This window comes from Acinetobacter sp. Ver3 (assembly GCF_000632455.1).
Taxonomy (GTDB): Bacteria; Pseudomonadota; Gammaproteobacteria; order Pseudomonadales; family Moraxellaceae; genus Acinetobacter.
The window spans coordinates 1-12,772 of record NZ_JFYL01000026.1 but is presented as its reverse complement, the minus strand read 5'-3'; the positions used below and the strand labels follow the sequence as shown (position 1 = coordinate 12,772).

The 12,772-nt window shown below is 38.9% G+C and carries 14 protein-coding genes and 1 tRNA gene; 13 read left to right on the top strand and 2 right to left on the bottom strand.

Features of this window, described 5'->3' with window-relative positions; all coding sequences use genetic code 11:
- Positions 1–21: 21 nt before the first annotated feature.
- Positions 22–441, top strand: coding sequence for a PaaI family thioesterase (locus CL42_RS08585; protein ID WP_035267192.1), 420 nt, complete (start codon positions 22–24; stop codon positions 439–441).
- 35 nt (positions 442–476) lie between these two features.
- Here CL42_RS08585 and nadB read toward each other — a convergent pair whose 3' ends face one another.
- The gene (nadB, locus tag CL42_RS08580; protein WP_373687171.1) at positions 477–2,108 is read right to left on the bottom strand and encodes an L-aspartate oxidase; all 1,632 of its coding nucleotides are present in this window, start codon (positions 2,106–2,108) and stop codon (positions 477–479) included.
- 234 nt (positions 2,109–2,342) lie between these two features.
- Between nadB and CL42_RS08575 the strand changes: the two genes are divergently transcribed.
- The 11 genes from CL42_RS08575 (at position 2,343) to CL42_RS08525 (ending at position 11,599) form a co-directional block, all read left to right on the top strand.
- A complete protein-coding gene (locus CL42_RS08575) occupies positions 2,343–3,728 on the top strand; it encodes a Do family serine endopeptidase (protein WP_035267188.1) in 1,386 nt (461 codons plus the stop codon).
- A 112-nt stretch (positions 3,729–3,840) separates the two neighbouring features.
- On the top strand, positions 3,841–4,302 hold the full coding sequence (locus CL42_RS08570) for an acyl-CoA thioesterase (protein ID WP_035267186.1): 462 nt from the start codon (positions 3,841–3,843) through the stop codon (positions 4,300–4,302).
- Positions 4,303–4,465: 163 nt separating this feature from the next.
- Entirely contained in the window at positions 4,466–6,283 is a 1,818-nt protein-coding gene (gene lepA, locus CL42_RS08565) for a translation elongation factor 4 (RefSeq protein ID WP_035267184.1), read from the top strand.
- A gap of 16 nt (positions 6,284–6,299) precedes the next feature.
- On the top strand, positions 6,300–7,154 hold the full coding sequence (gene lepB, locus CL42_RS08560) for a signal peptidase I (protein WP_035267182.1): 855 nt from the start codon (positions 6,300–6,302) through the stop codon (positions 7,152–7,154).
- Positions 7,155–7,179: 25 nt separating this feature from the next.
- Entirely contained in the window at positions 7,180–7,554 is a 375-nt protein-coding gene (locus CL42_RS08555) for a DUF4845 domain-containing protein (protein WP_035267180.1), read from the top strand.
- The gene (gene rnc / locus CL42_RS08550; protein WP_035267179.1) at positions 7,526–8,227 is read left to right on the top strand and encodes a ribonuclease III; all 702 of its coding nucleotides are present in this window, start codon (positions 7,526–7,528) and stop codon (positions 8,225–8,227) included. Before CL42_RS08555 ends, rnc begins: the two co-directional genes overlap by 29 nt.
- A complete protein-coding gene (gene era / locus CL42_RS08545) occupies positions 8,224–9,252 on the top strand; it encodes a GTPase Era (protein WP_035267178.1) in 1,029 nt (342 codons plus the stop codon). Before rnc ends, era begins: the two co-directional genes overlap by 4 nt.
- Before the next feature lie 26 nt (positions 9,253–9,278).
- The gene (locus tag CL42_RS08540; protein WP_035267177.1) at positions 9,279–9,470 is read left to right on the top strand and encodes an NF038104 family lipoprotein; all 192 of its coding nucleotides are present in this window, start codon (positions 9,279–9,281) and stop codon (positions 9,468–9,470) included.
- A 12-nt stretch (positions 9,471–9,482) separates the two neighbouring features.
- Positions 9,483–10,196: a DNA repair protein RecO gene (gene recO, locus CL42_RS08535; protein ID WP_035267176.1), complete on the top strand. Its 714-nt coding sequence runs from the start codon at positions 9,483–9,485 to the stop codon at positions 10,194–10,196.
- A 9-nt stretch (positions 10,197–10,205) separates the two neighbouring features.
- The gene (gene pdxJ, locus CL42_RS08530) at positions 10,206–10,931 is read left to right on the top strand and encodes a pyridoxine 5'-phosphate synthase (RefSeq protein WP_035267175.1); all 726 of its coding nucleotides are present in this window, start codon (positions 10,206–10,208) and stop codon (positions 10,929–10,931) included.
- Between the two features lie 14 nt (positions 10,932–10,945).
- Positions 10,946–11,599, top strand: coding sequence for a tRNA-(ms[2]io[6]A)-hydroxylase (locus CL42_RS08525; RefSeq protein WP_035267174.1), 654 nt, complete (start codon positions 10,946–10,948; stop codon positions 11,597–11,599).
- Positions 11,600–11,686: 87 nt separating this feature from the next.
- On the opposite strand, the gene CL42_RS08520 is transcribed toward CL42_RS08525, so the two are convergent.
- Positions 11,687–11,762, bottom strand: a tRNA-Asn gene (locus CL42_RS08520).
- A 239-nt stretch (positions 11,763–12,001) separates the two neighbouring features.
- Between CL42_RS08520 and CL42_RS08515 the strand changes: the two genes are divergently transcribed.
- Positions 12,002–12,445, top strand: coding sequence for a hypothetical protein (locus tag CL42_RS08515; RefSeq protein ID WP_035267173.1), 444 nt, complete (start codon positions 12,002–12,004; stop codon positions 12,443–12,445).
- Positions 12,446–12,772 lie beyond the last annotated feature (327 nt).

The window sequence follows — 12,772 nt, the reverse complement described above, 5'->3', positions numbered from 1 at the left end:
GGAAAAACGATTAGACTCAATATGATCAGTAATAAAGAAGAAATATTCAAATTCCTACAAACCGAATTTCCACAAAGTCTCCAAAAATGTGAAATAGTGTCAGTAGAGCCACGTGGTGCTACAGTCATTTATCATGTTGATGAAAATGATTTAAGACCTGGAGGGACAGTTTCAGGTCCGACTATGATGACAGCAGCCGATTATGGATTGTATATCGCAATACTGGGAGAAATTGGTATTGTAGGTCTTACAGTGACGACCAATATGAATATAAACTTTCTTAAAAAACCGAAAGGTGGTTGTGACATCAAGGGTGTTTGTAAATTAATGAAAGTTGGCAAAACTCTAGTTGTCGGAGAGGTTTACTTGTACTCTATTGGGGACGATGAGCCTATAGCGCACGTTACTGGGACTTACTCAATTCCTCCCAAAAGGGCATAAAAAAGCGAGTATGAACTCGCTTTTTTATTTTGAACTTAAACCTCAACTAAAGGTGTTTCCACTTCAAAATTTGGTGGGGTGAGTACGGTTTTTCGTAATTCTTGCGAAGGCTCAGGATAGTCCAAAGTGTAATGTAATCCGCGTGATTCTTTTCTTTGCATCGCACAACGAATAATCATCTCAGAAACGAGTACAAGGTTACGAAGCTCAATTAGATTTTTACTGACATGATAATCTTGATAATATTCGGTGATTTCATGTTTCAGCATTTCAACGCGATGTAATGCACGTTCTAAACGTTTGGTCGTTCGTACAATACCTACATAATTCCACATGGTCTGACGTAACTCATCCCAGTTTTGTAAAATGACAACGTCTTCATCAGGATTCATGACTTGAGAAGCATCCCATTCAGGGACTTCATAGTGATCTATAATATTTTGATGCTGATCTTGAATATGCTTTGCTGCACTCATGCCATATACAAAACATTCTAAAAGTGAGTTACTTGCCATACGGTTAGCGCCGTGTAAACCCGTATAAGATGTCTCACCAATCGCATATAGACCTTGAATGTCCGTTTGACTATGTTCATCGACGACTACACCACCACAGGTGTAGTGCGCTGCTGGCACAACTGGGATCATATCTTTGGTAATATCAATACCCAGCTCGAGTAGGCGAGCATACAAAGTGGGGAAGTGCTCTTTAATGAACTCAGGGGTTTTGTGGGTAATATCTAGCCAGACATGTCGTATACCCAATCGTTTAATTTCGTAGTCGATAGCTCGAGCTACAATATCGCGTGGTGCTAACTCAGCACGATCATCGAAACGGAGCATGAAGCGTTCGCCATCAGGTAAACGAAGATAAGCGCCTTCACCACGCATTGCTTCAGTAATTAAGAAGGAACGTGCTTGAGGATGATATAAGCAGGTTGGGTGGAATTGATTAAATTCCATATTGGCTACGCGGCATCCAGCACGATATGCCATTGCAATACCATCGCCTGTAGCGATATCAGGGTTAGAGGTATATAAATATGCTTTCATGGCACCGCCACATGCCAGTGCAGTAAAAGGTGCTAAGAAAGTATGCACTTGCTCGGTTTGCTCATCTAAAGCATATAAGCCCAAAGCACGATTTTCCTGATTCAAATGCCCCAGCTTATGCGCTGTAATGAGGTCAATCGCAATGTAATTTTCAAAGATGTGAATATTGTTTTTTTCTTGTGCACGTTCAACTAAAGTAGTTGAAATTGCTTTGCCAGTTGCATCTGCGGAATGAATAATGCGGCGCTGAGAATGCCCACCTTCACGTGTGAGATGCAAGTTATCTTCATCATCCAGTGTGAATTTAACACCTTGTTTCAGTAAAAAATCAACAGAGGGTTTCCCCCCTTCAACCGTGTGTTGAACAGCTTGTTTTTCACAGAGATAAGCACCTGCAATGAGCGTGTCATCAATATGTTGTTGAATAGAATCAGCCTCATCAAGAACAGCTGCAACGCCGCCTTGAGCATAATACGTGCTGGCATCTTTCAAATGAGATTTTGCTAACACTGCGATATTAAAATGATCAGGTAATGAGAGTGCTAGACTTAAACCCGCACCGCCACTGCCCACAATAATCACATCAAATTGATGCGCACTTGTATTTTTCGGCATTTCCATTCGCAAACTGAATTTTAAAAAGTGCGTTAATATGGCTCTTTTTCAAAGCAAAATTCAAGAGTTTGATTGATCAAATTTTTTTTTATGCACTTGAACTATTAGTTTTTAATCATATTTTAAGTAAAGTATTGTTTTCTATTAATATAGAAACATTTATTTACGCACAGAGAATTTTGATTGTGCTAAAAAATATTTTATCCAAGAATCATAAATGAGAGTTCACTTAACATGAAAAATCGCGTTATAGCATCAGGACTTTTTGTTGCAGTCTTTACTGCGGCAGTGCAAACTCAAGCGGCGGCTACTGTTGACTTTTCAAATCTTGTAGAGCGAGTAAGTCCGGGTGTCGTCAGCGTGAATGTTGTTAAGAAAATGACACAAGAAGAAATTCTTCAACAACAAGTACCTGAACTACTGAAACGATTCTTCGGCAATCAAATTATTATTCCGCAGCGCCAAGCTCCTCAAGAGAAAACGGGTTTTGGGAGTGCATTTTTTATTAGCCGTGATGGTTACCTGATTACCAACCATCATGTTGTAGAAAATGCTTCACAAATCACCATCATGTTAAATGATCGTCGCGAGATTGATGCCAAAGTTATTGGTAGTGATGAACGTACTGATGTGGCATTACTGAAAGTTGAAGGTACGAACTACCCAGCACTTTCAACGGGGAATATCGACCAATTAAGAGTTGGGGAACCTGTTCTCGCGATTGGCTCACCGTTTGGTTTTGAATACTCGGCATCTGCGGGGATTGTCAGTGCCAAATCAAGAAATATGTTGGGTGAAACATCAGTTCCGTTTATTCAAACCGATGTCGCATTAAACCCTGGTAACTCTGGGGGACCATTGTTTAATCAACAAGGTCAAGTGATTGGTGTGAACTCTCGTATTTTCAGTGGTACTGGCGGATATATGGGATTGTCGTTCTCCATTCCAATCGATGTAGCCATGGATGTGGCGGATCAATTAAAGAAAAATGGTAAAGTTACTCGCTCATATCTTGGTATTCATTTACAAGAGATCGATCGTAACCTCGCAGAAGCTTATAAACTACCAAAACCTGAAGGTGCTTTAATCACAGAAATTGCGCCAAATTCCCCAGCAGAGCGCGCTGGCTTAAAACAAAATGATATTATTTTGAAGTACAACGGAACTGCAATTTCAAGAACGAGTGAGCTATTAAATTACTTAAATAGAACACAGCCAAATCAAAAAATTCAGTTAGAAATATTGCGTGATGAACGTGTACGTACGATTACAGCAACACTTGCATCAGCACCAGACGAAACACCAGCACAAGCGCAAAATGTAAGTGAAGCCAAAAAACGCGGACCTACACTAGGTGTTGCGATTCGCGAACTTGCACCTGTTGAAAAAACACGTCTTGGTGTTAAAGGTGGTGTCTACATTCAAGAGGTTGTACGCGGAGGTTTGGCGGCACAATCTCGTATTATGGCTGGTGATGTGATCACCTCGATTAATGGTAAGAATGTAAGTACAACACAAGATTTTGTGGAAGCGGTGGCTAATCTTAAAACGAATACAGTTGCACGAGTGGGTATCATCCGTGAAGGGCGAAATGCCATGATCGGATTGAGAATCAAGTAAACATGAATTGAATAAAAGGCCTTGCGATAGCAAGGTCTTTTTTATTTAACCCTAAAATTATATTAAACTCTTTTCGAATGTTGATGATGAATACGCAATACAAGGGAATACAGTGAGTACAATCTTTGACCTTAAAATAAAAGCAACAGCACAAGACATTGATATTTTAGGTCATGTGAATAATGTGGTGTATGTAAAATGGATGCAAGATGTTGCAACAGCACATATTGAACAACTGGGTTTAGGGGTTGAGCAATATCTAGAACTCAAACATGCCATGGTTGCAGTTGAGCATCACATGAATTACAGAAAGGCGTGTTTTGAAAATGATGAAATTATTTTAAGAACTTGGCTTAATGATTTGAATGCGATGTATTCATTCCGTCAGTACGCTTTTTTTAGACCTTTAGACCAATCATTATTATTTGTGGGAAATACCAAATGGGCCTGTGTAGAGATTGCGACAGGCAGACCCAAACGATTATCTCCAACATTTACTCAAGCTTATCAGCCTATTTCTGGGGTATTAAATCCTTTGGATTTCACTCAAGATTATTCTTTATCCGCTGTCTAAAGAATTGCTTGAGTCGGACGAATTAAATATTTCACCACATGGTGTTCATTATTATGAATACTTTGAAAAATCCATCTGCTATAATCGTCCGCAATTTGTTAAACAGCTTTTGCTATGTAGTTTTTACTTCATACATAGCGCAATTTATTGTTCAAGGTAACCCATGGCGCAAGCTAAAAAATCCGTAAATATCAAAAATATACGTAACTTTTCGATCATTGCTCACATTGATCACGGGAAGTCAACTTTAGCTGACCGTTTTATTCAGACCTGTGGTGGTTTGCAAGATCGCGAAATGCAAGCGCAAGTTCTAGACTCAATGGAGCTTGAGCGTGAGCGCGGGATTACCATTAAAGCTGCATCTGTGACGCTTTATTATACACACCCAAATGGCGAAGAATATCAACTGAACTTTATTGATACACCTGGGCACGTTGACTTCTCATATGAAGTTTCGCGCTCGCTTGCTGCTTGTGAAGGTGCACTTTTAGTTGTAGACGCAGCTCAGGGTGTTGAAGCTCAGTCAGTTGCAAACTGTTATACAGCTATTGAGCAAGGTCTTGAGGTTCTTCCAGTACTCAATAAAATTGATTTACCTCAAGCTGAACCAGAGCGTGTTATTCAAGAAATTGAAGACATTATCGGAATTGAAGCAACTGAAGCACCTACGTGTTCAGCTAAAACTGGATTAGGAATCGAAGGTGTTTTAGAAACACTTGTGAATACCATTCCTGCTCCGACGGGTGACCGTGAAGCGCCGCTTCAAGCTTTAATTATTGACTCATGGTTTGACAACTATCTAGGTGTTGTATCCTTAGTTCGTATTAAGCAAGGTCGTGTGCGTAAAGGCGATAAAATGTTGATGAAATCAACAGGTCAAACGCACATCATTACCTCTGTCGGTATTTTCAATCCTAAACATACAGAAACTGATATTTTAGAAGCAGGTGAAGTCGGCTTTGTGATTGCTGGTATCAAAGATATTTTTGGTGCGCCAGTTGGTGATACGATTACACTTGCTACAACGCCGGAAGTAGAAACTTTACCTGGGTTCAAAAAAGTTAAACCACAGGTATATGCTGGTTTATTCCCAATTGATTCGAGTGAATTTGAACCTTTCCGTGAAGCATTACAAAAACTGCAAATTAACGATTCAGCATTATTCTTTGAACCTGAAAGTTCTGATGCATTAGGATTTGGTTTCCGTTGCGGTTTCTTGGGTATGCTGCACATGGAGATTGTACAAGAGCGCTTAGAGCGTGAGTATGATTTAGACCTTATTTCGTCAGCACCGACTGTAATTTACGAAGCTGTCATGAAGAGTGGTGAGACAGTTTATATCGACAGTCCATCAAAAATGCCAGATGGATCTACTGTAGAAGACCTTCGTGAGCCGATCGCAGAATGTAATATCCTTGTGCCACAAGAATATCTTGGTAATGTAATGACGTTGTGTGTTGAACGACGCGGTGTTCAAAAAGACATGAAGTTTATGGCAAACCAAGTAGCCATTACATTTGAAATACCAATGGCTGAAGTCGTGATGGATTTCTTCGATAAATTAAAATCATGTTCACGTGGTTTTGCATCGTTAGATTATAACTTCATCCGTTTTGAGTCTTCTTCTCTTGTAAAAGTAGATGTCTTGATCAATGGTGAAAAAGTTGATGCATTGGCAATGATTTGTCACCGTCAAGATGCGCGTCATCGTGGTATTGCACTTGTAGAAAAAATGAAAGATTTGATTCCTCGTCAAATGTTTGATGTGGCGATTCAAGCTGCGATTGGTGCTCAAATTATCGCGCGTTCGACAGTAAAAGCAATGCGTAAGAACGTATTGGCAAAATGTTATGGTGGTGACGTTTCACGTAAGAAGAAACTTCTCGCTAAACAGAAAGAAGGTAAGAAACGTATGAAGCAGGTGGGTAGTGTAGAAATCCCACAAGAAGCTTTCTTAGCTGTGTTAAAAGTAGAGCGATAACAACAAGGAATATCCCATGGATTTTGATTTTAACCTCATTCTCGTACCTGCAACCCTAATCTTTTTTGGATTATGGTTGCTGGATAAATTGGTGCTCAAACAAAGAGCAACCAAAGGAAAAGGGAATGAAAATTTCATTATTACATGGGCATATGATTTTTGGCCTGTACTTGCAGTTGTGTTAGTGCTGCGTTCATTCTTCTTTGAACCTTATAATATTCCTTCTGAATCCATGGTTCCGGCATTGGAAACGGGTGATTATATCTTGGTAAACAAATATCAATATGGTGTTCGTTTACCGATTAGTAACACCAAAGTGTTGAATGTCAATGAGCCTGAACGTGGTGATGTGGCGGTATTTAGATATCCACCAAACCCATCAATTAGCTATATTAAGCGTATTATTGGTTTACCTGGTGATCATATCGTTTTTGAGAATAATCAATTAACTATCAATGGTGAAAAAGTTGTAACGGAATCGGCTGAATTTAATCGTGAAAAAGATGTTTCAGACACGCCAAATTCAATTTATCATTATGAAACTTTAGGTGATCATAAGTATTTGGTTCGTAATTTGGAAGGTCAAAACCCGATTATTGCGCATTTCAATTATGCACAAACCAAACAAGATCTTCCTTATGTTGCCACTGCGAATGATCGCTTTGTGAGAACAAATGGTCAAAGCTGGGAAGTAACTGTTCCGAAAGGATATTACTTTGCCATGGGTGACAACCGTGATCAGAGTGCTGATAGTCGAATCTGGGGATTCGTACCTGAGGCAAATTTAACAGGACAAGCAATTTATGTATGGATGCATAAAGAAGCTGGTTTGAAATTGCCATCATTCAGTCGTAATGGTCAAATTCAGTAATCTTCAAATATATGGATAATAAAAAATGCGTAACACTCAACGTGGTGCATCGTATACAGCGATTTTATTAGGGGTAATTGTTGCGGCATTTGGACTTAAAGTGCTCGTAGCATTGTGGCAGCCTTATTGGGATGACCGACTAATCAATCAATTGATTGAAGAGCAAGTTGCAATCAGCTCAAAGGCGACAACACCACAACAGTTTGCTTCAACAATGGGGCAGAAATTTAGCATGAACAATATCCGTGACATTGAGTTCAAAGATATTGCGACTGTCAAATCTAAACAAGGTTTACAAGTGACAAAGAAATATGAAGTAAGAAAGCCATTCTTATTTAATATTGATTTAGTCCTCACATTCGAGAAAAGTTTTGATCAAAGGTCAGTTCAAAGTAAGTGATTCTCGCTTACTGAGTCGCATCGGTTATCAGTTCAAGAAAATTGAATTACTTCAACTTGCATTGACACACCGATCGGTTAGCCATAAACATAACTATGAACGCCTAGAGTTTCTAGGCGATTCATTGTTAGGTATGATTATTGCCAATTACCTTTATCATGCTTATCCACATGAAAACGAAGGTCGTCTGACGCGTATGCGAGCTACTTTGGTTCGACAAGAAGCGTTAGGCAAAATTGCAACAGATTTGAAACTTAGTCAGAGTTTAATACTCAGTACTGGTGAATTAAAATCTGGTGGTCATCATAGAGAGTCGATACTCGCTGACACAGTCGAAGCGATTATTGGTGCAATCTATACTGATAGCCAAGATTTAAAGTTGTTAGAATCAATTGTGTTGAAATGGTATGAACCTTATTTAGATCATATTGAACCAACAGATCAATTGAAAGATCCTAAGTCCCGTTTACAAGAGTATCTTCAAGCTCGTAAAAAACCTCTCCCAGTGTATGAGGTTGTTGATATTCAGGGTGATGCACCAAACCAACATTTTAAAGTGGAATGTATGGTTGAAGGCTTGCCAAAATGTATGGGTGAGGGTTCAAGTCGTCGTTTTGCTGAGCAAGCAGTAGCGGCGGAAATTTTAAAATTTTTGGAGCAAAAGTCTTCATGACTACTCATTCCGATCACATCGATGCTGATCACGAGTCGCAAGACAGCGGCAATGATTTAATCAATCAATTTTTTAGTTCTCAAGGTACTACAATTCCCTCAGACTACAAAAGTGGCTTTGTAGCAATTGTAGGTCGTCCGAATGTAGGTAAATCTACATTAATGAACCATATTTTGGGTCAGAAGCTTTCTATTACGTCTCGTAAGCCTCAAACAACTCGACACAAGATTGTGGGTATTGATACGCGTGAGAAATCTCAGGCAGTATTTGTTGACACCCCTGGAATGCATAAGAAAGAAGTCCGTGCTATCAATAAAATGATGAATCGTGCAGCTCATTCAGCCTTGCGTGATGTAAATCTTGTACTGTTTGTTGTAGACGCTGACAAATGGACTCAAAATGATGAATTAGTCCTTGAGAAGCTCAAAAATGCCGAAATGCCTGTCATCTTGGTCATTAATAAATTGGACACATTTGAGAATAAAAATCAGGCATTACCACTAATTCAAGAACGTACTAAATTAATGAATTTTGCTGAGATCGTTCCGGTATCGGCATTGCGTGGCGCTAACCTTGATCATCTTCGTGATACGATCGAAAAATACTTACCGTTTCAACCACCATTGTATGCACTAGATCAACTCACAGATCGTTCTGAACGCTTCTTAGCTTCTGAAATTATTCGTGAAAAAATCATGCGTCAACTGGGTGAAGAGCTTCCATATGATTTAACAGTTCAAATTGAATCGTTTAAAACAGAAGAAGCGACTTTAAATGAGAAAACTGGTCGTATGAAGCCTGCATGTACCTATATTGATGCTACGATTTTTGTTGATCGCCCTGGGCAAAAAGCCATTGTCATCGGTGAAAAAGGATCAAAATTGAAAAAAATTGGTATGGATGCACGTGCTGATATGGAAAAAATGTTCGAAGAAAAGATCATGCTCACCCTTTGGGTTAAAGTCAAAGGCGGTTGGTCTGATGATGAGCGTGCATTAAAAAGCTTAGGATATAGTGATATCTAAGGATTAAACGGTTATAGGAGCTGATGATGATCAAGATGGTTGCGATAATTGTATGTGCTTTGGTTTTACAAGGTTGCATTCATAAAGTTGTCACAGTTCCTGTAAAAGTTGCGTATAAAACCACCAAAGGAGTTGTCAAAGGTACTGCAGCAGTAGTTGGGGCTGTTATTCCCGATAGTAATGACGATGATGAAGAAGAACTAAAGAAAGATAAATAATAAGATTAGTCGATGCGAAATGAACTTTTGCATGGATACTTAATCCATCATCGAAAGTATCGAGAGCGGAGTCATATTGTCCATTTATTCACTGAAGAGTATGGACGAGTTGACGGCATACTAAGACAACCTCCACCACCGCAGTATCAGCCTATCGCACTTCAAGCGACAGGAAAGTCTGAATTAAAAAATTTCACAAAATTAGAAATTGTTAATCATCCCATTTTTTTTCATGGTGATGCATTCTTTTCAGGATTTTATTTAAATGAAATCTTATTGAGATTATGCCCATTAGAAGAGGCAATGCCAGATACTTTTGCACAGTACCACAAGACATTAGAAAGTTTACAAAAATTAGCCCAACATTCAAATCCTAACGAATTCTTGAAGCAAATTCTTCGTCAATTTGAATACGTACTTCTAGAAGAGCTTGGTTATGCGATTGATTACTCGATAGACGCACACCAAAATGAAATTTTAACTTCACAAAAATATCAATTTCAATTAAACGAAGGCTTCATACCAGTTCAGTATTCAAGTGCCGCTACACTGACAGGTGAGCAAATTCGCGGCATGATAAATTATAAAAATGGTACAGATTTCAACGCTGAACAGTTACAATTGTTGAATAAATTATATCGTCAAATGATTACTTCATTATTGGGTGATCGCCCACTAAAAAGTCGTCAATTGTGGATTCAAAACGCTCAATCAAAATCAAATTAGGAAAATGTTATGGCTGCATTGCTTGGTGTGAACATTGATCATGTTGCAACTCTAAGACAGGCTCGAGGCACACGCTACCCGGATCCAGTACAGGCAGCACTAATTTGTGAAGAGGCAGGGGCTGAAGGCATTACATTACATTTACGTGAGGATCGTCGTCATATTCATGATGATGATGTCCGTCGCATGCGCCCTGTACTTAAAACACGCATGAACCTTGAAATGGCAGTGACAGATGAGATGGTGGCATTTGCTAAAGAAATAAAGCCGCATCACGTGTGTTTTGTGCCTGAAAAGCGTCAAGAAGTCACGACCGAAGGTGGCTTAGATGTTGTTGGTAATTTTGAGGCTGTTAAGTCTGCTACACAGGAATTAGCAGCGATTGGATGTGATGTATCGTTATTTATCGATGCTGATATTGAACAAATTGATGCTGCAATTGCCTGTGGTGCGCCAACTATTGAGATTCATACAGGTGCTTATGCAGATGCTGAAACAGAAGAAGCACAGCAGGTAGAGTTACAACGTATTATCCGTGGAACAGAATACGCTGCTGCTAAAGGTTTGGTTGTAAATGCTGGGCATGGACTTAATCTTGACAATGTTGCTCCTATTGCAGCAATTCCTCAAATACACGAATTGAATATTGGACATTCTCTGATTGCCGATGCTGTTTTTAAAGGACTTACGCAAGCAGTTCAAGATATGAAAGCAGCAATCAAAGCTGCACGATAAGATTGATGAGTACTATGTCAAATATTGATTATGATGAATTAATGAAGCCTGTCATAGGCTTCCTTGGTTGCGAAACTCCACAAGCTTGGTTAGATGAGGCTGTAAATAATCTTGATATTTTGATGCAAGATCATGCGAACTGTGAAAAGAAAGCAGCCAGTACAGCCATGAATCTCATGTTTAGATACAGCTTTTTTGTAGATTTACAAGTCAAGCTCGCTCAATTAGTGCGTGAGGAAATGCTGCATTATGAGCAGGTTTTAGAGTTTATGAATAAGCGCGGGCAGCAATGGGTTGGTTTAAGTGCTGGGCGTTATGCGGGTGGCTTACGCAAAGAAATTCGAACGTATGAACCAGAAGCGCTGATTGATGTTTTAATTATTGGTGCGTTTGTGGAAGCACGCTCATGTGAACGTTTTTATGCATTAGCGCCCAGAGTTGATGAGGAATTAGGGCGCTATTATCGCTACTTACTAAAATCTGAATCACGCCATTACGAGGATTATTTGGCACTAGCTCTGGATGTGGCTAAAACTGCGAAATTGAAAGATCCTGAGGAGGATATTCAAAGTCGTATTGAGCACATTCGTGAAGTTGAAAAGCAACTCATCTTAACACCTGATGAAACCTTCCGTTTTCACAGTGGAGTTCCAGCAAAAGCAGCTTAAAATATGGTTGAGAAAATCCTCCCAAGTGGAGGATTTTTTTGGCATAAAAAAAAGCCCAAGTCTTAAATGCTTGGGCTTTTTAGTATTTGGCTCTCCAACCTGGGCTCGAACCAGGGACCTGCGGATTAACAGTCCGTCGCTCTACCGACTGAGCTATTGGAGAATCTGAATGCGATTATAAGGGGATTTGAGATTGGGTCAAGTGTAAATTGCCATACAATTGTCACTTTTGAGCCGCATGTTGTTTATTTGCTCAAATAAAATGTTTTTTTTAAATTTACTTGCCAATTTAGAATGAGCTTGTTAGATTTATTTAACAACAGAGCGCTTGAAACAGAGTTTTAAGCAGTGTGGATTTATACCAACTTGCCAGCACTAAATGGCTAAAATAGGAGAAAGCGAATGAATACGCTTACCATTTCTCAGATCTTTTCTAATCTTGAATTCTATAAACAAAATTACCTGTCTATCTTAAATTCGCCTACTTCTTATTTCACTGAAGTCGAGGGCGCGATAGTTGATGTATTTCCTTTTAAAAAACATCATCTGGTTTTGGGAGAGTTATTGCAGTTGTGGTTTTCTGAAAAATGGTCTATTGATCACGATCAATCATTCACGCTTGAACAATATTTGGCAGCAAATGACTTAAAAGCTAACTTAAATAAACTCTATATCTACTCCATAAAAGGGAATGCTATTCTTGGCACGAATAAATCGCTTGCTTGGTTAAATGAGTCGAATGCGGTGAGCGAGATTTTATTAAAGTCACCACTTAAATATTATGTTGAATGCCTAAGTTGTTCTCGTCCTTCAAAGCATTTGTTTAATAAACAGCTTGCAGTTTAGGCAAATTTTCACAACTTAAATCTGAAATTGTTGAATGAATTGATTTTTTTTTAAATATAGTCCAAGTTAGCCTGTGTCATTTTATCTTCTTTAGTAGGGTGAATTGGTGTTTCTAGAACTTATTTTTCATTAATCAAATCCCATATTATGGTTACTTAGATCAGTTCCAACTTCTATATGATGGTGCAAAGCATATCTATAAATGGGATTTTTCAGTGATAAATATGATGTTTCAGATTGGGCTATCGATACTATGAATAGTGTATACAGCTTAATTTATCAGCGGGCTACTTAGACAACTGTTGGATCATGTTTGAGTTGCTTTTG

Coding starts and splice junctions, on each gene's coding strand:
- CL42_RS08585 (WP_035267192.1), top strand. CDS start 22: ATGATCAGTAATAAAGAAGAAATATTCAAATTCCTACAAACCGAATTT.
- nadB (WP_373687171.1), bottom strand. CDS start 2,108: ATGCCGAAAAATACAAGTGCGCATCAATTTGATGTGATTATTGTGGGC.
- CL42_RS08575 (WP_035267188.1), top strand. CDS start 2,343: ATGAAAAATCGCGTTATAGCATCAGGACTTTTTGTTGCAGTCTTTACT.
- lepA (WP_035267184.1), top strand. CDS start 4,466: ATGGCGCAAGCTAAAAAATCCGTAAATATCAAAAATATACGTAACTTT.
- lepB (WP_035267182.1), top strand. CDS start 6,300: ATGGATTTTGATTTTAACCTCATTCTCGTACCTGCAACCCTAATCTTT.
- CL42_RS08555 (WP_035267180.1), top strand. CDS start 7,180: ATGCGTAACACTCAACGTGGTGCATCGTATACAGCGATTTTATTAGGG.
- era (WP_035267178.1), top strand. CDS start 8,224: ATGACTACTCATTCCGATCACATCGATGCTGATCACGAGTCGCAAGAC.
- CL42_RS08540 (WP_035267177.1), top strand. CDS start 9,279: ATGATCAAGATGGTTGCGATAATTGTATGTGCTTTGGTTTTACAAGGT.
- recO (WP_035267176.1), top strand. CDS start 9,483: ATGCGAAATGAACTTTTGCATGGATACTTAATCCATCATCGAAAGTAT.
- pdxJ (WP_035267175.1), top strand. CDS start 10,206: ATGGCTGCATTGCTTGGTGTGAACATTGATCATGTTGCAACTCTAAGA.
- CL42_RS08525 (WP_035267174.1), top strand. CDS start 10,946: ATGTCAAATATTGATTATGATGAATTAATGAAGCCTGTCATAGGCTTC.
- CL42_RS08515 (WP_035267173.1), top strand. CDS start 12,002: ATGAATACGCTTACCATTTCTCAGATCTTTTCTAATCTTGAATTCTAT.